We start from the raw sequence: 20773 nt of genomic DNA, 5'->3' as shown, positions 1-20773 counted from the left end.
TGTATTTTTTATGACTTACTATTGGATTGTTGGCATCACATTTTTTGTTAGTGTTATTGTTAGTAGAATATTAAAAAATAAATTTAGAATTTATTCTGAACTGTATTTGCACAATCATATGAGTGGAAAAGAAATAGCAGAAAAAATGTTAACTGATAATGGAATTTATGATGTTAGCGTTATATCTGTTGAAGGAGAATTAACAGATCATTATAATCCGATGAATAAAACAGTTAATTTAAGTGAAAGGGTTTATCATGATAAAACAGCAGCTGCGGCTGCTGTAGCTGCTCATGAATGTGGTCATGTATTGCAGCATAAATTAGGTTACAATATGTTAAAATTACGGAATCAATTAGTTCCTATTTTAAATTTTAGTTCTAGATTCACAAATTTAGTTCTTATGTCTGGACTTGCGATTTTCTATAGTTCAGGGGGAAAGAATGCATTTCTTCTCCAATTAGGAATAGGTTTATTTTCCTTGGCTGTGCTTTTTTCTTTTATTACTCTTCCAATAGAATTTGACGCAAGCAAAAGGGCTTTAAGTTGGTTAAAAAATAAAAATATAGTTTCATATCAAGAATATGACACTGCAAAAGATTCTCTGAAATGGGCTTCTATGACATATGTAGTTTCCGCGTTAGGAAGTTTGGCTCAATTAATATATTTTATGTCTATTTTTAGCGACAAGAAAGATGATTAATTGTTCTTTTTTTTCTTTTTAGCACTAGCAGCATTTCTTGGGTTCGGACGAAGATTTCCATATGTTTTATTTCTTATTTTTCCTCTTCTAGTTTTTTTATCTCCTTTTCCCATTTTTATAAATTTTTGAAATAATTTCTTTATGTATTTTTTTTGCTTCCTTTTCTAAAAAAGAAATATCTTGAATGTTTTCAATGATTATATGAGAATGTTTTATTTTTTCTCTGTTAGAAATTTGAACATTAAGACGGTTCATAATTTGATCTTCTTTTAAATTGTCTCTTTTCATTACTCTTTCAATCATTATTTCTATAGGAGAAGTTAAAGTTATAATTAAATCACAGTTTTTATATGCTCCACTTTCAAACAAAAGAGCAGATTCTCTGATGAAATATAAATTTTTTTTTTGAGATAAAATCCAATTTTTAAAATCTAAAAAAACCCAAGGGTGAACAATGGAACATAATAATTTTAATGCAATAGGATCTTGAAATACTTTTTCAGATAAAAAATTGGTGTTTATTCTATTTTTTTCATAGGATTTTTTTCCAAAAAATTTTATGATATTTTTTTTGATATTATCAATTTTGTTCATTAATATTTTTCCCCTTTTGTCAGAGGAATAAACAGGAATTCCTTTTTTCTCGAAGAAAGAGGAAAATAGACTTTTTCCAGAACCCATTTTTCCGGTAATTCCTATTAAAAAATATTTCATTTTTTTTCTATTTTAGGTGTTGTTGTTCCACTAATAGTATTTCCATAACGTAATTGAGTTAATTCTTTAGATATAGTATTTCTTTCAAGTTTTATTTTTCCTACAATGGTTTCTAATATATAAAAGTAATCTGTGACTTCTATAATTTTTCCATGTATTCCTGAATTCGTTACTATATAATTTCCTTTTTTTATATTTTCCTGGAATTTCTTTTCTATTTTTTGTTTTCGTATTTGTGGACGTATCATGAAAAAATAAAATACAATAAATATTAAAGCAAACATCCAAAGAGTACTTGTTATAGGATTTTGTTGTAGTAGTATGGAAAACATAAAATAAAAGTTTAATATAAAATGAGTAAACATAAGAATAAATTAATTACTTCAATCCTTTTCCTACTTTGAAAATTTTGTTGTTTTTATGCAATAATTTAAATACTTGATCTAAAATGCCATTAATAAAAATTTTACTTTTATCCATACAAAAAATTTTAGCAATTTCTATGTATTCATTCATAGTTGCTTTTGGAGGAATACTTGGAAAGTATAAGAATTCACAAATAGCCATTTGTAATATAATTAAATCAATTACAGCTATCCTTTCTATATTCCAATTATTGGATATATTATTAATTAATTCATTGAATTCATTTTTATGAAAAATTGTGTTTCTATATAAGTTTACGAGAAATTTTTTATTTTCATCGTTTCTATAAACATTATATAATTTAAAATTTTTCGGAGTAGATAATTGAATAAATTGTAAAGTTTTACATACCATCATATGTGCTATATATAAATCATTTGATCCATTTATATATATATCTTCTATGTATTCTATTAATTTTTTATTAGGAATAACAAAATTTTTGTAATATTTTATAAGAAAGCTTTTATCTTTTTCAAAAGAAAAATTATATTCTTGAATATCACAAAAATTAGATTTTTGTATTTCCTTTAATAAAAAAAGAACGTACTGATCTTGTTTTTCCCATAAAATTTTTTCAGAATTATCATATTCTAACAAATATTTATTATTAGATAATATTTTTATTACAGAATTATATGCAATCCTTTGTACAGGACTAATTTTATTATTTTTAGGCTGAAGCTGATTTATTTTTAGTGCTTTATCTCTAATTTTTAATATTAAATGAAGAAGATAAATATATAAATCATGTAATTCATCAATACTTCGAAGCATGTTTTCTTCTACTTTACTTGAATCCATCTTAGACAAATGCTGAGCATATAAAAATTGCAAACTTCTTATTCTAAAATATCGCCTAATTAACATTTTTTTTAATGGCATAAATTTTTTATTATACAATAATGTAGGCATGCAATTTTTGCAATTATATAAATAAAAAGTGAAACTTAAAAAGTTTGTATTTTTGTCTTCTGTATGGGGGGTTTACTGCATTTTAGTAAGAAATATTTTCGTAAATATAAATCGCGTTTATGCATGGGGTTCATATTGATTTTAATATCCAATGTTTTAACTTTGTTACCCATTCCATATATAGGAAAATCTGTTAATACCATTAAAAATCTTTTCATAAGTTTTTCAAAACATGATACAAAAACTTATTCAAATTTAGAAGTAGAAATCTGTATATATACAGGTATTATATTGATAATCCCAATTATAGGTGGATTTGTAAAATATCATATGAGACAATGTATTATTACTACATCTAGGATGATTGAATTTGATATAAAAAATGAAATTTTTTCACATTATCAAAAGTTAAATTTATCTTTTTATAAAAAAAATTCAACAGGGGACTTAATGAATCGTCTTACGGAAGACGTTTCTTTTATACGACAGTATATAGGTCCAGGAGTGATGTATTTTATTAATCTTGTAGTTTTATTTTTAATGGTTTTCATACAAATGTTTCGTATAGATAGAACATTAACTTTTTATGTAATTTTACCTATACCTATCCTTTTTATTTCCATTTATTATATTAGCATTTACATAACCAAGAAAAGTGAAGAAGTACAAAATTATCAATCTCTTATTTGTTCTTTTATGCAAGAAACTTTTTCTGGTATTCAAGTAATTAAATCATTTGTATCTGAAAAGTTTTTTCAAGAAAAACATAAAAAAATTATATTGGAATATCGAAATAGAAATATAGAATTAGCTAAAATTGATACCATTCTATCTTCTGTTATTATTTTTCTTATTGGAACAAGTCATTTATTAATCCTTTTTTTTGGAGGTAAAAAATATTTTAACGGAGAAATAAGAGAAATAGGAACTATTGCAGAATTTTTTACATATATAAATGTTTTGATTTTTCCTTTTATTATTTTAGGATGGGTAGTTTCTATTGTAGAAAGAGCAAAAGTATCACAATTACGTATTAATGAATTCTTAAAAGAAACGCCTGAAATATTTAATGATAATAATTTAATAAAAACCAAAATACTTGGAAAAGTTCAATTTAAAAATGTTAGCTTTATTTATTATAATAGAAAAGATCAAGCTACGAAAACTATAAGTAAAGTATCTTTTACTATTCCAAAAGGAAAAACTTTAATATTGACTGGAGAAACAGGATCTGGGAAAACAACTATAGGAAAATTGATTTCCCGTTTATATGATCCTTATAAAGGAGAAATTCTTATCGATAATTTATCTTTGAAAAATCATGATCTTTATAATTTTCGAAGTAAAATAGGTTACGTTCCTCAAGAATCTTTTTTATTTTCGGATTCTATTTATAATAATATTGCTTTAGGATGCATAGAAAAAGTAGAACCTAATAAAGTTTATGATGCAGCCAAAAAGGCTATGATAGAAGATGATATTCTTAATTTTAAAGATGGATATGATACTGTTATAGGAGAAAGAGGAATGACTTTATCTGGAGGTCAAAAGCAAAGAATATGTATAGCTAGAGCTATTATAAGGAATCCAAGTATTCTTATATTTGATGATAGTTTTTCTGCTATAGATCAAAAAACTAGAAAATCAATCATTCGTTATATAAAAGAGGATATGAGAAATAGCACTATTATCATTATTACGCATGATATATCTTATATATCTGATTTTGATCTTATTATTGTTTTAAAAAATGGAAAAATATCTAAAATAGGAAATCCTAGTATCTTTTTTTAGAGAAAAATTATTTATAATAATTTCAGGAAAAGTAGTGTAGACCATTTTTTTTATTTAGATTTGCTCAATTAGGAATATTAATATTGATTGAAATGGACGAAAAAGAAAATATTAAAGAAAGAAATGAAATTTGTTCACGTACTCTAAAGACTGGTAGTCGTACGTACTTTTTTGATGCAAGAGAAACTAGAGCAGGAGATTATTATTTAACTATAACTGAGAGTAAGAAAAATTTTTCTGAAACTGGTGAAGTCACTTACAAAAAACATAAAATTTATTTGTATAAAGAAGATTTTTCTAAGTTTCAGAGTATATTGGATGATATGATTCGATTTATCATTAATGAAAAAGGGAGAGAAGTGATCTCGGAACGTCATCAAAAAGATTTCAAAAATCATGCTTTTAATCAAGAAATTAAAGATGCACAAAAAAAAACATCAGAAGCGAAAAAATTCACGAATATTGATTTTGAAGATATATAATAGTATTCATTCATTATTATTTATAGTTTATTTATAGCGATTTTTTAAGTCATTTTTTTTAGTAATTGGGTCTTTTATGGATAACTATAGGAATATAATGAATAATATTAATACTTTTATATTTGATGTTGATGGGGTATTAACAAATTGTACTTTAAATCTATTTCCTGATGGAAATATGGTCCGTCAAATGTCCGCTAAAGATGGATATGCTATGCAACTAGCGAAAAAGAAAGGATATAATTTATGTATTATAACAAGAGGGTCAGACTTAATGGTTTTTAGACGCTTAAGAGGTTTAAATATTCGTCATATTTACCAAGGGGTTGATAATAAAAAGAAATATTTAGATGAATATTGTCACATTTTGAATATTCCCAAAAATAGTATCTTATATATGGGAGATGATATTCCAGATATAGAAATCATGAAATCTGTTGCATTGCCATGTTCTCCAATAGATGCTGTTCAAGAAGTTAAAGAGATATCTAAATATATTTCGCCAAAAAAAGGCGGAAAAGGATGTGTAAGAGATGTAATTGAACAAACTTTAAAAATACAAAAAAACTGGTTTTAAAAAAAAAATAGTGTCTGCTTTTTTATGACACTATTTTTTTTATTTTATTTTAGATTTATCATCTACATCATTCCACCCATTCCTCCACCTCCAGCTCCAGGCATTGGAGGAGCATTTGTTTCTTCTTTTTTGATTTCTGTAACAACACATTCAGTAGTTAATAACATTCCAGATACTGAAGCTGCATTTTCCAATGCTACTCTAGCTACTTTAGTAGGATCAATAATTCCTTCTGCTATCATATTTTTATACTCTCCAATTTTTGCATCATAACCAAAATCTCCTTTTCCTTCAGAAACTTTAGCTACTACAACAGATCCTTCTCCACCTGCATTAGCTACTATTTGACGTAAAGGTTCTTCTAAAGATCTTCTAACTATTTGTATACCAGTATCTTGATCTGGATTTTCTCCAAAAATATGATCTAATGATTTTATGGCACGAACTAGTGCAACACCTCCTCCTGCTACAATTCCCTCTTCAACAGCTGCACGAGTGGCATTCAATGCATCATCTACACGATCCTTTTTCTCTTTCATCTCCACTTCAGATGCTGCACCTACATAAAGAACTGCAACACCTCCTGCCAATTTAGCAAGACGTTCTTGCAATTTTTCCTTATCATAATCTGATGTAGTAGTTTCTATTTGAGCTTTGATTTGATCAACACGTGCTCTTATATCTTTTTTACTTCCACCACCATTAACAATAGTTGTATTGTCTTTGTCAATAATAACTCTTTCTGCCTTTCCTAGCATGTTAAGTTTGACATCTTCTAGTTTACTACCCGTTTCTTCTGAAATTACGGTTCCTCCTGTAAGAATAGCAATATCTTCTAACATCGCTTTTCTTCTATCACCAAAACCAGGTGCTTTGATTGCCGCAACTTTCAATGTTCCACGTATTTTATTAACAACCAATGTTGCTAGGGCTTCTCCTTCCACTTCTTCTGAAATAATTAATAAAGGTTTTCCGGATTGTGCTACAGGCTCTAATATAGGTAGCAAATCTTTCATCGCAGCTATTTTTTTATCAGACAAAAGAATCTGTGGTTGATCAAATTCTGTGATCATTTTCTCGGTATTTGTAACAAAATAAGGAGATTGATATCCTCTATCGAATTGCATACCTTCAACCACATCTACAGATGTATCTGTCCCTTTAGCTTCTTCTACAGTAATAACTCCTTCTTTTCCTACTTTTTCAAAAGCATCTGCTATTAATGCACCAGTCTTCTCATCATTATTGGCAGATATAGAAGCTACTTGTTTAATTTTTTCTGTATTTCCTCCAACTTCTCTAGATTGTTTTTTTAAATCTAAAATAACGACTTCCAAAGCTTTATCTATTCCTCTTTTTAAATCCATAGGGTTAGCTCCAGCAGCCACATTTTTTAATCCTTCTCTCACAATAGCTTGGGCCAACACAGTAGCAGTTGTTGTTCCATCTCCTGCAACATCATTTGTTTTAGATGCTACTTCTTTAACCATTTGTGCTCCTAGATTTTCTATAGGATCCTCTAATTCTATTTCCTTAGCAACAGTAACTCCATCTTTGGTTACTTGAGGACCTCCAAAAGATTTTTGTAATACTACATTACGTCCTTTTGGTCCTAAAGTTACTTTAACAGCATTAGCCAATGCATCTACCCCTTTTTTTAACTTGTCTCTTGCTTCAATATCAAATTTAATATCTTTTGCCATAATTTTTATATTTTTATAGTTATAATTTTGTGGATTTATTATCCTAAAATCATATAATAGCTATAACATCAGACTCTCTCATAATAAGATATTCTTCACCTTCCCATTTCAGTTCAGTTCCTGAATATTTTCCGTATAAAACTCTATCTCCTTCTTTTAGGATCATAGGTTCATCTTTTTTTCCATTTCCAACTGCTATTATAGTGCCTTTTTGTGGTTTTTCCTTTGCGGTATCAGGAATGATAATACCTGAAGCTGTTTTTGTTTCAGCAGGATCAGGTTGTACTAAAACGCGATCTGCTAAAGGTTTAATCTTTACTTCCACCATATTTATAATTTTTAAGGTTAACGATACTTAATCGTTCAAAGCCAAAAACATGCCAAATAAAAAAAATTTGAATTTTTATACAATTATATAAAATTTAATGCCATAATGACATATTTTTTATTTCTACTTTAATAAAAGATTGAAAAATAAAGTTAGAAATAAGATGATAATAGATAAAATCCAAGTTATTTTTTCCAAAAAAATATTAGTTCTTTTTATTCCAAAAAATCTAAAATTTTTCTCCATAAAAGATTGAGAAATAAGTCCTTTTTTAGGATTTTGGATTAAAATTATCCCAATAAGAAATAAACATGTTAGAATAATAAAAAATCCAATAAGTATGGTTGAATACATTAGCTTTTTTTACCAATCATTAAATATTCTATTGTACAATTTAACTACAAAATTTTTTTTAATTTGATCTATTATATGATAATTATCTATAAAAGAAGCTTCATCATGAGAAACATTCTCTATAATTTCAAAATCTTGAGTCCAATTTTTCTCTGGATTTGATTTATCTATAAAAAAAATTTTTGCTTTTATTTCAATTATTTTCAATGGATGATTTTTTATTGAGTGTATTTTATAATCAGTGAATTTTCCTTCTAAAAGAATATCTCCATTTTTTAAAACTAAGCTCAAAGGATTATGCAAAAGGATATAATCCTCCAAATTTTTTTTCAATTCAAAAGAAACAGACATTCCTGGAATATTTATTTCTTCCGAAAAGTTTCCAAGTTCTATTGTTTTCTCTTTCTCGGAATAAACATGATTATAAAATACAATAAAACTAGTAACAAAAATAATCAGGATTTGTTTACAAACCATATTGTTTGATTTTCCTATATAATGTTCTTTCTGAAATTCCTAATTCTCTAGCTGTTTTTCTTCTTTTTCCATTATTTTTTTTTAGAGCTTTTTGAATAAATTCTATTTCTCTTTTCTGTAAGGAAAAAGTATTTGATTCATTTTTATTAGTAGCATCTTCTTCTACTTCTTCATAATCAAGATCATCATTTTCAGACGATTTATAGGAATGTTCTAATCTGAATATAGAATCTTCCATTATAGATTTGACAGGATTGTTCGATGTATTAATCATATTTCCAAAAACTTTTTCCATAAGTTGTTGATTTTCTTCTAAAAAATTATTATTAGCATTGTTTTGACTTTTTATCAATTGTAAGGTTAAATTTTTTAGATTATTCAAATTTTTCCTCATATCAAACAAAACTTTATAAATAAAATCTCTTTCATTCGAAAAATCATGAAAAAATTGTTCATTATTTGAACTAGAAATAGATAAAGAAGGAATATTTTCTGGGAGATATTCTTTTAATTTTTCTATAGATATATCACGTTTTTTTTCAACGACAGATACTTGTTCTGTTAAGTTTTTCAATTGTCTAATATTTCCAGGCCAAGGATAATTTTCTAAATACTTAAAGGCTTCTTCAGTAAGTTTGACTGGAGGCATGTGATATTTTTCAGCAAAATCATTAGAAAATTTTTTAAACAATAATTTAATATCATTCTTACGAAAACGTAAGGGTGGTACATTAATTTGTACAGTATTTAGACGATAATATAAATCTTCTCTAAATTTTCCTTTTTGAATAGATTCTATCATATTCAAATTAGTAGCAGCGACAATACGTATGTTCGTTTTTTGTATTTCAGAAGATCCTACTTTCATAAATTCACCAGATTCTAAAACTCTAAGAAGACGAACTTGTGTAGTTAAAGGAAGCTCGCCAACCTCATCTAAAAAAATAGTTCCACCATTCACCACTTCAAAATACCCCTTACGCATGCTTGTTGCACCTGTAAAAGATCCTTTTTCATGTCCAAATAGTTCGCTATCAATTGTTCCTTCTGGAATAGCTCCACAATTTACAGCAATATAAGAATGATGTTTTCTACAAGAAAATTGATGAATAATTTTTGGAATAAATTCTTTTCCTACTCCACTCTCTCCAATAACTAATACAGAAATATCTGTAGGTGCTACTTGAATAGCCTTTTCTAATGCTCTATGTAAAGCATAATCATTTCCAACAATACTAAATTTTTGTTTTACATTGTGAATAGATTCCATGTATTAGGATGGATTTTATTATTTATCTTCATTATCATCTATTCTTCCTATTAATGTAGCAGATGTACAATTCGTTATTTTCACAAAAACTATTTCTCCTATTTTTGATAGTTTTTTTGGAAAAACTACCACAATATTTTGTGTATTTCGTCCATACCAATTTTGATTGTCTTTTTTGGATTTTCCTTCTATTAAAACTTCTTGTATTGTTCCCAAATATTTTTTCATTCGAAAAAAAGAATGAATTCTTTGCAAATCAATAATTTCTTTTAATCTTCTTTTTTTTACATTTTCTGGAACATTATCTTTTAATTTTTTGTATGCATAGGTTCCAGGTCTAGGAGAATAAGAAAACATATAACCATAGTCATATTTTACTTCATTCATTAAACTAATAGTTTCTAAATGATCTTCTTCTTCTTCATGACAAAAACCTGTTATAATATCATGTGAAATAGAACATTCAGGCACTATAGACCTAATTTTATGTATTAAAGAAAGATATTTTTCACGAGTATATTTCCGATTCATCAGTTTTAATATTTTATTACTTCCTGATTGAACTGGTAAATGAATATGTTTACATATGTTAGAATGTTTTGAAATAACTTCTATAACTCTATCAGACATATCATGAGGATTAGACGTAGAAAACCGAATTCGCATAAAGGGTATTTCTGAAGCTAATAAATCTAAAAGATTTGAAAAATCAACGGCTTTTTCGTTATTATTATCTTTATCTATTTTTATCTGTTTTTTTAACAACCCTCCACCAACCCAAAGATAAGAATCAACATTTTGACCTAATAAAGTCACTTCTTTATATCCATTTTCGTATAATTTTTCACATTCCTTAATTATAGAATATGGACTGCTGCTTCTTTCTCTTCCTCTTGTAAAAGGAACTATACAAAATGTGCACATATTATCACATCCTCTTGTTATGCTTAAAAAAGTAGTTATTTTTTTTGTATATGGAGAAGGACTAATATTTTCATATGTTTCGTTTTGATTTTCAAATGATAGAATTTTTTTTATTTTTTCTCTATCATTTATCATAACTAAACGAATGATATCAGGTATCTTTTTGTAAGAATTTGGACCTACAGAAAAATCTATCAAGTTTGAAAATAAATGTTTTTCTGATTTTGATAAACATCCTAGAATACCAAATAATGGAATTTTTTGATTTTTTGATTTTAAATATTTCAGATTATCTAATCTTTTTTTAATGGATAGTTCTGCTTTTTTTCGTATTGCACATGTATTCAGTAGGATTATATGAGCCTTTTTTAAATCATTTGTTAATGAAAATCCATTTTCCGATAGAATTGAAACTATTATTTCAGTGTCAGATACATTCATTTGGCAACCGTAGTTTTCTATATAAAAAAATGGAGTCTTTAAGGTATTAAGAAAAATTTTTTTCATCTCATTTATAAAATTATTTAAATGATTATAATAAAGGTAAAAAAATAAAATGTCATTATGTCATAATTGAAAAATATCCTTAATTTTTGGATGATAAATGAAGAATTTTTTTAGCCAAAAAAATCATGTTTTTATCTCCTGTAGATTTTTCTTCTATATTAGAGAGTTTAACAACGGAGATCCATTTTTTTTCTGGTAAAGCTTTTACCATTTTAATGACTATGTTCATAGACGGCTGTCCTACATCATTTGTAAAATTAGTACCTATCCCAAAAAATGAATCGATTCTTTTCTTGCAAAAAGAAGAAATATTAGCTACTTTATATGGATCTAAGTTATCAGAAAATATAATCTTTTTTTGTAGAGGATTTATATTAAATTTATTGTAATGTTTGATGGTTTCATCAATAAATGAAATAGGGTTTCCACTATCATGTCTAATTCCTTCGAAAATATTTGCTAGTTTTTTATCGAAATTTTGGAAGAACACGGAGGAAGTATATGTATCGGACAAAGCGATTCCTAGATTTTTTCCATATATATTTAACCAATTTTCCATAGCTATTCGATCCGCTATATTAAACCCATATTTAGCTGCATGAAACATGATCCATTCATGTCCATGTGTTCCAAGAGGTTTTATGGAAAAAATTTTGGATAGGTGAACATTACTACTTCCCATAAAGAAAGGATTTCCTTCTTCTTTTAAAATTTTTAAGACTATTTTTTGGACTTCATAAGAGTATCTTCTTCTTGTTCCATACTCACCGATTTTAACATTCAACTTTTTGTATTTGGCTAATTTTTTTCTTGTTATAAAAATAATTTCATTATCAGAAATACGTTTTGCTCCTGTTAAATAGTAATATAATTCAGATATTGTAGCCATTAAAGGTACTTCCCATAAAATAGTTCTACTCCATAATCCTTCTATATGAATTTGTATATTTTTTCCATTCTGAGATATATTAACTTCTTTTGGATTATATTGATATTTTTCTAAAAAATCTAAGTATGAAGAATCTAAATAGGGACAATTTTTTTCTAGATAAATTCTTTCTTTATTTGATAATTTTAGGTGAGCCATTTTTTTGAGATAACCTTTTAAAATATTTGCAAAATTATTTGGAAAAGAATGTTTTCCCCGGTTAATCAATTCATATTTTGCCTTTGCATAAGGAAATAATTTTATTATGGCATTTTGCATGGTAAATTTATAAAAATCATTGTCTAATAAAGACCATATAATAGGAAAATATTTCATTTTCATCAAGTGCATTCTTTGGAATTCTTAAAAAATTTTTTTTCTTCTTTTTTTTAAGATAAAATATTTGATAGTTTCAATAAATTTTTGTGAACATTAATTTAATTTGAATAGTATTTTTTTATAGAATTAAAAAACTTGTTTAAGTAGGATGTTTTTCTTTTTTAGAAAAAATATTTCTCTAAATTTGCTTTTAAAACAATTTATTTTTAATATGGACAACACGAAATTATACGTTGGAAATTTATCTTATGAGATGACAGAACAAGAATTAAAAAAATATTTTGAATCTATAGGAGAAGTCACCCATGCGAAAATTATTTTTGATGAATCTACATCCAATAAAAGAAGCAAGGGTTTTGGATTTATAGAGATGTCTAATGAAGAGAATGCAAAACAAGCCATAGAAAAACTAAATGGAACAGAATTTATGGGAAGAAATATTATTGTTTCTGCAGCGAGACCAAGAGCGAAAAAAGACTATTAAACCCTCTATATCTATTCTTTATTATCTACGTCTACATCTGTTTTTATTATTATTATATGGAAAAAAAATAAAGAGTGAATGATTTCTCAATATGAAATAACAACGATATTTATACCAAATGTAGTAAACTAATATATGAAAAAATTATATGGAACAGGTGTAGCGTTGGTTACTCCTTTTAAAAGAGATGGAAAAATTGATTTCGAAGGACTTGAAAAAATTGTAAAACATGTCGTAGAAAATAAAGTGGATTATTTAGTAGTATTAGGTACTACAGCCGAAACGTCTACTTTAAAAAAAGAAGAAAAAAAAAATATAATTGAATGTGTTAAAAATATTAATCATACAAAACTCCCCTTAATATTAGGAGTAGGGGGGAATAATACAGAAGATATTATAGAAAAGATAAATAATATAGATTTGAACGATTTTTCTGCAATTCTTTCTGTTTCTCCATATTATAATAGACCTTCTCAAGAAGGAATATATCAGCATTTTAAATCTATTGTTAATAATACCGATGCTAAAATCATTATTTATAATGTACCTAAGAGAACTGGATCGAATATTCTTCCAGATACAGTTATCAGATTAGCTAATGATTTTGATCATATAATAGGTATAAAAGAAGCTTCTGGAAACGTTTTACAATCTTATAAAATTATCGAAAAAAAACCAAGTAATTTCAGTTTAATATCAGGAGATGATTTTATTACTTTACCTGTTATATTAGGAGGTGGAGATGGAGTTATTTCAGTAATTGCTCAAGGATTTCCACAAGAAATATCTAAAATGGTGTCTTTAGCCAAAGAAAATAAGGTTCAAGAAGCATTCTCTATTTTTTATAAAATTATTAATATGATTGAACTTATTTATGAAGAAGGGAACCCAACAGGAATTAAAACTTTATTAAGTCTTCTAAACATATGTAATTCTTATGTGAGATTACCATTAATAAATGGGACTTCTCTTTTAAAGAAAAAAATACAAAATCATTTAAATTTTATAAATCAAAAAAATAATATAAATCATGTTCAGTGAAAAAGTACAGATAGGTTTAAAAAAACAATTAAATAGAGAATTAGAATCCTCTCAATTATATTTATCTATGGCATCTTGGGTGGAATATCAACATGGAAGTTTAGAGGGGATCTGTAATTTTTTATATGATCATTCAGATGAAGAAAGAAAACATATGTTAAAATTAATAAGATATATTAATAAAAGAGGAGGATACGCGGATATTCTTATGGAAAAAAAATATTTTCCTATTATTGATGATATTTCATACGATTCTTTAAAAGAATTATTTCAAAAATTATTTGAACATGAAAAAATAATTTCTAAAGAAATTAATTCTTTAGTAGAGTTGTCTTTACAAGAAAGAGATTATTTTACTTATAATTTTTTGCAATGGTTTGTTGAAGAACAAATAGAAGAAGAAGCTTTGACTAAAATGATCTTAGATAAGATTAAATTAGTTGAAAAAGACAAAGCGGGATTATATTTATTTGATCGGGATATAAAAAATTTTCATCTTACTTAATTAAGAAATGAAAACATCATGTGAATCATGAATAAAAAAATAATTTTTTTATCATTATTTATAATATTTGGTTGTTACAAAGATCAATATGTATTAAAAAATTCTGATAATCATATTTACCCTCATTTTTTTCATAGTAACCCTTATAATCCTCATTTTTCTAAAAATGAAATTTCAATATTGAAAAATGTTTTCAAGAATTGGAATTTTTTTTCAAAAAAAGATTCTTCTAATTCTTATGGTCATAATTCGGAAGAAAATCGTTTATTTAAACGTGGATTAAATGAATTCATCCATTCATTGGATTTTAATTTAGATCAGACAAAAACTTATGCGGCTATTGATACTCTAAATCAATTTATTACAAAATACCCTAATAGTCCTAAAATACAAGAAGTTAAGAATATTATAGTCAAGCTGATCAAAAAAATTGAAAAAAGAGATTATTATATAGCTAATACTTATTTTCTTATGCATAAATATAAGGCTGCTTTAGTTTACTTTAAAGATTTTATTAAAAAACATCCAAAAAGTATTTATAAAGAAAAAGCTTTATACAAAATTTGCATTATTACATATAAAATGGCAGTAAACAAAGAAAAAGCTTTAGATTTTTTTGATGTCTATCAAAAATATATAAAATTATATCCTGATTCTTATTCCAATATAAAAAAACTGAAAACATATTATAAAGAATTATTAAAATTATGAATTTCAAAGAAATTAAAGCTCCGATGGACACAGTCACTATAGATCGTATAGAATTGGAAAAAAAATCTAATAAAAATATATATGAAACTATTTGTATTTTGGAGAAAGTTAGTGAAAAAATTAATTGTGAGATTAAAGAAGATTTAGATAAAAAATTAGAAGAATTTAATCTTATGAATAAAAATAATTTAGATGAAATTTTTGAGAATAAAGAACAAATAAATCTTTCTATATTTTATGAAAGGCTTCCAAAGCCTACTTCTATTTCCATTCAGTATTTGTTAGACGAGAAAATAAAAATCAATTAAAACTTGTTTTTATAATCTTTCAAAAATTTATCTAATCCTATATTTGTAAGTGGATGTTGTATAAGATTACATATAACATTTAAAGGAGAAGTAATGGCATGAATTCCAATCTTAGCACATTCTGTAATATGTAATGGATGACGTATTGAAGCGGCTAAAATATTTGTTTTCAAATGAAAATTATCATAAATCATCTTAATATCTTTTATTAAAGACAATCCATTATGTGATATATCATCTAATCTTCCTACAAATGGCGATACATAATAGGATCCAGATTTTGCTGCTAGAATAGCTTGTCCTATTGAAAAAACAAGAGTACAATTAGTTTTGATGTTTTTTTTTGATAAAAATTTTATAGCTTTAATTCCATCTTCACACATAGGAATCTTAACTACAATTTTTGGATGTAAAAGTGAGAGTTTTTCACCTTCTTGAATCATATCTACATAATTTGTACTAATTATTTCCGCACTAAGGTCTTCTTCATCTTCTAAAAGATTACAAATGGATATGTAGTGATCCATTATCGATTCTTTATCAAGAGATTCCTTAGATATTAAAGAAGGGTTAGTTGTGACTCCATCTAATATTCCTAATGCTTTAGCTTTTTTAATCTCTTCTAAATTAGCTGTATCTATAAAAAATTTCATAATTGTAAAACACGAAATGACAAATTTATGAAAAAAAAGTTATATTTTTCTTAGAAATTTATTAAAAATTGACTAAATAAAAATCTGTAAATTTATATTTTTTTTATATTGAATGACATAAGTATTATGTATTTTGATGTTGTTATCTTGGGAAGTGGACCTGGAGGTTATGTGGCGTCCATACGTGCTGCACAGTTAGGAATGAAAACAGCTTTGATTGAAAAAGATTCTTTAGGTGGCATATGTTTAAATTGGGGTTGTATTCCTACTAAATCTCTTTTAAATACTGCTAAAAACTTGCAACGTGTGAAAGAGAATAAGGATTTATTTGGAATAAATAATCCAATAGAAATTAATTTTTCTAAAATTATATCTAAAAGTAGACAAGTAGTGGATAAAATGAGAAATGGTCTATCATTTTTGATGAAAAAAAATGGAATTCATGTTATTTATGGAAATGCTAAGTTAAAAAATGGAAAAAAAATTGAAATTTTTAGAAATGGAGAAAAAGTCGAAGAATGTTACGCTTCACATATTATCATAGCTACGGGTTCGAGGTCTAGAGTAGACAAAAAAATTCCACAAGATGGAAAGAAAATAATAGGATATAAAGAAGCTTTATCTCTTTCTTTTTTACCTAAAAAAATAATTGTTATTGGATCTGGTTCTGTTGGATTAGAATTTTCTTATTTTTATCATTCTATGGGGTCTAAAGTAACCATCATAGAACAATGTTCTCAGCTTTTTCCAAATGGAGATGAAGAAATATCTGATCAATTAAAATCTTCTTTTGATAAAATAGGAATTCAATGTTATGTTTCTTCTTTCATAAAAGAAATAAATTGTACTAATAAAGGGGTTTTAGCTAGTATTCATACTACTAGTAAAAATTTTGTTCTAGAAGCAGATATAGTTATTTCTGCTGTTGGCACGGTGTCTAATACTGAATTTATAGGATTAGAGGAAATAGGAATTTGTACTAAAAGAGGTTTTATTGTTGTAGATGAAAATTATAGAACTAATGTCAATGGATATTATGCTATTGGAGATGTAATAGAAGGGCCATCTTTAGCTCATGTCGCATCACATGAAGCTATTGTATGTATAGAAAATATAAAAGGATTAAATCCTCAAAAAATAGATTATAATAATATTCCTAAATGCGTTTATTGTTTACCTGAAATAGCATCAGTAGGTTATACCGAAAAAGAGGCTATAGAAAAAGGATACCAAATTCGAATAGGAAAATTTCCTTTTAGTGCTCTCGGAAAATCTGTTTGTGATGGAAATACGGAAGGATTTGTTAAAGTAATTTTTGATGATAAATATGATGAATGGTTAGGTTGTCACATGATTGGAAATCATGTGACAGATATGATTTCCGAAGTTGTTGTTGCTAGAAAATTAGAAGCTACCAATCATGAGATAATGACATCTGTTCACCCTCATCCTTCATTAAGTGAATCTATTTTAGAATCTATTGCTCATGCTTATGGAAAAGCTATTCATTTATAAATAATACTAATTTACAAAATTTGATTCCCCCCTATCTCGCATTTTTTTTTAAGTATTTAAGATTCATATGTTATTATGATACATATAGTATTATTTGGTCCACCAGGATGTGGAAAAGGAACTCAAGCAATAATTTTAAAAAAAAAATTTGGATTTGTTCATTTATCTACTGGTGTCATGTTTAGACATCATATAAAGTGCAAAACAAATTTGGGAAAAATAGTCCATTATTATCTTAATCAAGGATTGTTAGTTCCTGATCATATCACCACTAATATGTTAAATGTAGAAATAAAAAAGAATATCTCATCTAATGGGATTATTTACGATGGATATCCTAGAACAAAAAATCAGGTTTTTTCTTTAGAGAAAATATTAAAAGAAGAATCTATAGGAAAAATAGATGTGATTTTTAATTTTTCTATTGAAAAAAACTTGTTAATTAATAGATTATTAAACAGAGGAAGAAAAAGTTATCGTGATGATGATACGGATATTATTACTGTTCAAAGAAGGATAGAAGAATATAAAAGAGTAACTGCATGTATTTGGAATGAAGAAAAATGGAAAAATGTTTTTGTAAAAGTTAATGCTTCATCTTCTATAGAAGATATATCTCTTTTTATTGAAGGTCAAATTCTGAAATTTTTTTGATGAAAGAAAATTTCATAGATATTATAAAAATTTACTGTAAAAGTGGAAATGGAGGAAAAGGTGCAATACACTTCCAAAAATATAATAATATGAATGGAGTATCTGATGGAGGATCTGGGGGAAAGGGTGGAGATATTATTATACGAGGTAATTCTCATATTCATACATTTCTTCATTTAAAATACAAAAAACATTGGATTGCAGATTCTGGAGATCCAGGAAAAAGAAATAATTTGACCGGAGCTAGCGGTAAAGATTTATTCATAGAAGTACCTATAGGTACTATAGTTAAAGATATTAATCAAAATCTTCTAGTAGAAATTACTGTAGATCATCAAGAAAAAATTTTGTTTCGAGGAGGTATAGGTGGAAAAGGAAACGCTTTTTTTAAGAGCTCTACAAGGAGATCTCCTTATTATGCACAACCTGGAATAATGACTAATGGAAATTGGATAATTCTGGAATTGAAAATATTAGCAGATGTTGGTATAATTGGATATCCTAATACAGGAAAATCTACTTTACTTTCCAAAATTACAAAAGCAAAACCAAAAATAGGTAATTTTTGTTTCACTACTACGATTCCAAATTTAGGAATAGTTAAAATGAATTATGATTCATTTACAGTAGCTGATCTACCAGGAATCATAGAAAATGCATCATCAGGTAAAGGATTAGGACATGATTTTCTAAGACATGTAGAACGTAATTTGATTTTGTTATTTTTAATTTCTGCAGACGTAGAAAATCAAGAAATGGAATATATGACTTTATTAAATGAATTAAATAAATTTAATCCAAAATTATTAAGTAAAAAACGTTTATTATGTATTTCTAAATCAGACTTAATTGATAATAGAACAAAAAATCAAATAAGAGAAAAATTCTTTTCTTTAAAAGAAAATATTATTTTTATTTCTTCTTTTACAAGTGAGGGAATTCTTGAGTTAAAGAAAAAATTATGGAATTGTATTAAGAGAAATAAATATAACAAATTATGAAGATTATAAAAAGATTACAAGCCATTGAATTTTTTTATAACAATTTCTTTATCTATGTTTAATATTTGATTCTTATTTATTTCTTCTATATTAAACATATAGTCTACAAATATTTTTTCACAGAAAGAACGTAAACCTCTTGCTCCCAAACCTAATTCAAGGGTTTTATCTATTATAATGTCTAAAACTTCATCTGTAACATTGATAGATATTTTATCTAAATCGAATAGTTTTTTGTATTGTTTGATTAAAGCATTTTTTGGTTCTATCAATATTTTCTTTAACATTATTTTGTCTAATGAATTCAGGTGAGTAATAATAGGGAATCTTCCTATAAGTTCAGGAATCAATCCAAATTTTCTTAGATCATGAGCGGTGATATTTTTTAAAAAATTTTTTTCATTTTTATTTTTTTTATTGTGATTAATAAAACCTATAGAAAATTGATGAATCCTGTCAGATATAATGTTTTCGATTCCATCGAAGGTGCCTCCAGCTATAAATAATATGTTTTCTGTATTAATCGGTATCATTTTTTGATCCGGATGTTTACGTCCTCCTTGTGGAGGAACGTTAATAATTGATCCTTCCAATATTTTTAGTAAAGCTTGTTGTACACCTTCTCCAGATACATCTCTAGTGATAGATGGATTATTTTTTTTTCTTGATATTTTATCAATTTCGTCTATAAATACAATTCCTTTTTCCGTGGTATTTACATCGTAATTTGCTGATTGCAATAATCTAGTTAAAATAGATTCTACATCTTCTCCTACGTATCCTGCTTCCGTTAATGCTGTAGCATCTGCTATAGTAAATGGAATTTTTAAAAGTTTGGAAATACTTTTAGCGAGTAATGTTTTTCCCGTTCCTGTATTTCCTATCAATAGGATATTAGATTTTTCTATTTCTACATCTTCCACATCATTGTTTTCCTCTTTATTGGAAGAGATTATACGTTTGTAATGATTATATACAGCTACAGATATGACTTTTTTTGCTTCATTTTGTCCTATAACATATTTATCTAGAAATTTTTTTATTTCTTTAGGTTTTTTTATTTCTATTGTTTTTTTTTCTTCAATATTATTTTTTTCTTTTTCTACAGAAAATCTCCTGTGAATTATAGAGTATGTTTTTTCTATACAAAAATTGCAAATATGACCATTTACACCTGATATGAGAAAAGTGATTTCATTTCTTATTCTTCCACAAAAATTACATTTCAATGAATCTTCCATAAATCTTTATATAAAGATCCTATATATCATTATTGAATGATAAATAAAATAACAAAAAGGAGCAAGCGAATCTACATCACATCGCTGCAACCTAATTACCTTTGCTGTGTTCCCACCCTGGAGGGTTTCATAGGGAGCTGATTGTGTAGAACTTGCTCCAAGTTTGGCAAATATAAAAAAAAATTATAAATTCTTTCTTATTCAGTTTTCAAATTGACA

The 20773-nt window shown here is 26.3% G+C and carries 25 protein-coding genes and 1 other RNA gene; 12 read left to right on the top strand and 14 right to left on the bottom strand.

Annotated features, from left to right (window positions below; all coding sequences use genetic code 11):
• Nucleotides 1-10 precede the first annotated feature (10 nt).
• Entirely contained in the window at nucleotides 11-703 is a 693-nt protein-coding gene (locus tag H0H60_RS02255) for a zinc metallopeptidase (protein ID WP_185862560.1), read from the top strand.
• On the opposite strand, the gene H0H60_RS02250 is transcribed toward H0H60_RS02255, so the two are convergent.
• Genes H0H60_RS02250 through nusB form a run of 4 tightly spaced genes read right to left on the bottom strand, consistent with a single transcriptional unit; the run spans nucleotide 700 to nucleotide 2758 of the window.
• Nucleotides 700-816: a 30S ribosomal protein THX gene (locus H0H60_RS02250; RefSeq protein WP_185862559.1), complete on the bottom strand. Its 117-nt coding sequence runs from the start codon at nucleotides 814-816 to the stop codon at nucleotides 700-702. The genes H0H60_RS02255 and H0H60_RS02250 overlap by 4 nt on opposite strands.
• Complete coding sequence (gene coaE / locus H0H60_RS02245; protein WP_185862558.1) at nucleotides 800-1417, bottom strand: dephospho-CoA kinase; 618 nt, start codon at nucleotides 1415-1417, stop codon at nucleotides 800-802. Before coaE ends, H0H60_RS02250 begins: the two co-directional genes overlap by 17 nt.
• Nucleotides 1414-1749 (bottom strand): preprotein translocase subunit YajC, encoded by a 336-nt coding sequence (yajC, locus tag H0H60_RS02240; RefSeq protein ID WP_185862557.1) that lies wholly within the window; start codon nucleotides 1747-1749, stop codon nucleotides 1414-1416. The genes coaE and yajC overlap by 4 nt, the downstream gene beginning before the upstream one ends.
• 46 nt (nucleotides 1750-1795) lie before the next feature.
• Nucleotides 1796-2758: a transcription antitermination factor NusB gene (nusB, locus tag H0H60_RS02235; protein WP_238784885.1), complete on the bottom strand. Its 963-nt coding sequence runs from the start codon at nucleotides 2756-2758 to the stop codon at nucleotides 1796-1798.
• A gap of 123 nt (nucleotides 2759-2881) precedes the next feature.
• Between nusB and H0H60_RS02230 the strand changes: the two genes are divergently transcribed.
• From H0H60_RS02230 to H0H60_RS02220, 3 genes are all read left to right on the top strand, one after another.
• Nucleotides 2882-4552 carry an ABC transporter ATP-binding protein gene (locus tag H0H60_RS02230; RefSeq protein WP_238784884.1) on the top strand — a complete coding sequence of 557 codons (1671 nt, stop codon included), beginning with the start codon at nucleotides 2882-2884 and terminating at the stop codon, nucleotides 4550-4552.
• A gap of 92 nt (nucleotides 4553-4644) precedes the next feature.
• Entirely contained in the window at nucleotides 4645-5034 is a 390-nt protein-coding gene (locus H0H60_RS02225; protein ID WP_185849643.1) for a DUF3276 family protein, read from the top strand.
• A gap of 97 nt (nucleotides 5035-5131) precedes the next feature.
• Nucleotides 5132-5611 (top strand): KdsC family phosphatase, encoded by a 480-nt coding sequence (locus tag H0H60_RS02220; RefSeq protein WP_394366731.1) that lies wholly within the window; start codon nucleotides 5132-5134, stop codon nucleotides 5609-5611.
• Between the two features lie 62 nt (nucleotides 5612-5673).
• On the opposite strand, the gene groL is transcribed toward H0H60_RS02220, so the two are convergent.
• From groL to pncB, 7 genes are all read right to left on the bottom strand, one after another.
• Entirely contained in the window at nucleotides 5674-7314 is a 1641-nt protein-coding gene (gene groL, locus H0H60_RS02215) for a chaperonin GroEL (protein ID WP_185862554.1), read from the bottom strand.
• Between the two features lie 49 nt (nucleotides 7315-7363).
• Nucleotides 7364-7642, bottom strand: coding sequence for a co-chaperone GroES (locus H0H60_RS02210; protein ID WP_185849640.1), 279 nt, complete (start codon nucleotides 7640-7642; stop codon nucleotides 7364-7366).
• Between the two features lie 123 nt (nucleotides 7643-7765).
• Nucleotides 7766-7996: a preprotein translocase subunit SecG gene (gene secG, locus H0H60_RS02205; protein WP_185862553.1), complete on the bottom strand. Its 231-nt coding sequence runs from the start codon at nucleotides 7994-7996 to the stop codon at nucleotides 7766-7768.
• A 9-nt stretch (nucleotides 7997-8005) separates the two neighbouring features.
• Complete coding sequence (locus H0H60_RS02200) at nucleotides 8006-8473, bottom strand: hypothetical protein (RefSeq protein ID WP_185862552.1); 468 nt, start codon at nucleotides 8471-8473, stop codon at nucleotides 8006-8008.
• Entirely contained in the window at nucleotides 8463-9743 is a 1281-nt protein-coding gene (locus tag H0H60_RS02195) for a sigma-54 interaction domain-containing protein (RefSeq protein ID WP_185862551.1), read from the bottom strand. The genes H0H60_RS02200 and H0H60_RS02195 overlap by 11 nt, the downstream gene beginning before the upstream one ends.
• A gap of 18 nt (nucleotides 9744-9761) precedes the next feature.
• Nucleotides 9762-11174 carry a tRNA (N6-isopentenyl adenosine(37)-C2)-methylthiotransferase MiaB gene (gene miaB / locus H0H60_RS02190; RefSeq protein ID WP_185862550.1) on the bottom strand — a complete coding sequence of 471 codons (1413 nt, stop codon included), beginning with the start codon at nucleotides 11172-11174 and terminating at the stop codon, nucleotides 9762-9764.
• A 79-nt stretch (nucleotides 11175-11253) separates the two neighbouring features.
• A complete protein-coding gene (gene pncB, locus H0H60_RS02185; RefSeq protein ID WP_185862549.1) occupies nucleotides 11254-12438 on the bottom strand; it encodes a nicotinate phosphoribosyltransferase in 1185 nt (394 codons plus the stop codon).
• 214 nt (nucleotides 12439-12652) lie between these two features.
• On the opposite strand from pncB, the gene H0H60_RS02180 reads away from it, so the two are divergent.
• The 5 genes from H0H60_RS02180 (at nucleotide 12653) to H0H60_RS02160 (ending at nucleotide 15490) form a co-directional block, all read left to right on the top strand.
• Nucleotides 12653-12925 (top strand): RNA recognition motif domain-containing protein, encoded by a 273-nt coding sequence (locus tag H0H60_RS02180; protein ID WP_012821568.1) that lies wholly within the window; start codon nucleotides 12653-12655, stop codon nucleotides 12923-12925.
• A 135-nt stretch (nucleotides 12926-13060) separates the two neighbouring features.
• Nucleotides 13061-13966 carry a 4-hydroxy-tetrahydrodipicolinate synthase gene (gene dapA / locus H0H60_RS02175; protein WP_185862548.1) on the top strand — a complete coding sequence of 302 codons (906 nt, stop codon included), beginning with the start codon at nucleotides 13061-13063 and terminating at the stop codon, nucleotides 13964-13966.
• Complete coding sequence (locus H0H60_RS02170; RefSeq protein WP_185862547.1) at nucleotides 13956-14471, top strand: ferritin; 516 nt, start codon at nucleotides 13956-13958, stop codon at nucleotides 14469-14471. The genes dapA and H0H60_RS02170 overlap by 11 nt, the downstream gene beginning before the upstream one ends.
• A 27-nt stretch (nucleotides 14472-14498) precedes the next feature.
• A complete protein-coding gene (locus H0H60_RS02165; protein ID WP_185862546.1) occupies nucleotides 14499-15182 on the top strand; it encodes an outer membrane protein assembly factor BamD in 684 nt (227 codons plus the stop codon).
• Nucleotides 15179-15490: a hypothetical protein gene (locus H0H60_RS02160; RefSeq protein WP_185862545.1), complete on the top strand. Its 312-nt coding sequence runs from the start codon at nucleotides 15179-15181 to the stop codon at nucleotides 15488-15490. Before H0H60_RS02165 ends, H0H60_RS02160 begins: the two co-directional genes overlap by 4 nt.
• On the opposite strand, the gene fsa is transcribed toward H0H60_RS02160, so the two are convergent.
• Complete coding sequence (fsa, locus tag H0H60_RS02155) at nucleotides 15487-16143, bottom strand: fructose-6-phosphate aldolase (RefSeq protein WP_185862544.1); 657 nt, start codon at nucleotides 16141-16143, stop codon at nucleotides 15487-15489. The genes H0H60_RS02160 and fsa overlap by 4 nt on opposite strands.
• A 126-nt stretch (nucleotides 16144-16269) precedes the next feature.
• On the opposite strand from fsa, the gene lpdA reads away from it, so the two are divergent.
• From lpdA to obgE, 3 genes are all read left to right on the top strand, one after another.
• Nucleotides 16270-17658: a dihydrolipoyl dehydrogenase gene (lpdA, locus tag H0H60_RS02150; RefSeq protein WP_185862543.1), complete on the top strand. Its 1389-nt coding sequence runs from the start codon at nucleotides 16270-16272 to the stop codon at nucleotides 17656-17658.
• A 75-nt stretch (nucleotides 17659-17733) separates the two neighbouring features.
• A complete protein-coding gene (locus tag H0H60_RS02145; protein ID WP_185862542.1) occupies nucleotides 17734-18312 on the top strand; it encodes a nucleoside monophosphate kinase in 579 nt (192 codons plus the stop codon).
• A complete protein-coding gene (gene obgE, locus H0H60_RS02140; protein WP_185862541.1) occupies nucleotides 18312-19313 on the top strand; it encodes a GTPase ObgE in 1002 nt (333 codons plus the stop codon). The genes H0H60_RS02145 and obgE overlap by 1 nt, the downstream gene beginning before the upstream one ends.
• Nucleotides 19314-19327: 14 nt before the next feature.
• On the opposite strand, the gene clpX is transcribed toward obgE, so the two are convergent.
• Nucleotides 19328-20554 carry an ATP-dependent Clp protease ATP-binding subunit ClpX gene (clpX, locus tag H0H60_RS02135; protein WP_185862540.1) on the bottom strand — a complete coding sequence of 409 codons (1227 nt, stop codon included), beginning with the start codon at nucleotides 20552-20554 and terminating at the stop codon, nucleotides 19328-19330.
• A 56-nt stretch (nucleotides 20555-20610) separates the two neighbouring features.
• Nucleotides 20611-20712, bottom strand: an RNA gene (gene ffs / locus H0H60_RS02130) — signal recognition particle sRNA small type.
• Nucleotides 20713-20773: the final 61 nt, after the last annotated feature.

It is taken from the genome of Blattabacterium cuenoti (assembly GCF_014251735.1).
GTDB classification, from domain to species: Bacteria; Bacteroidota; Bacteroidia; order Flavobacteriales; family Blattabacteriaceae; genus Blattabacterium; species Blattabacterium cuenoti_C.
This window is presented reverse-complemented; position numbering and strand designations above follow the sequence as displayed.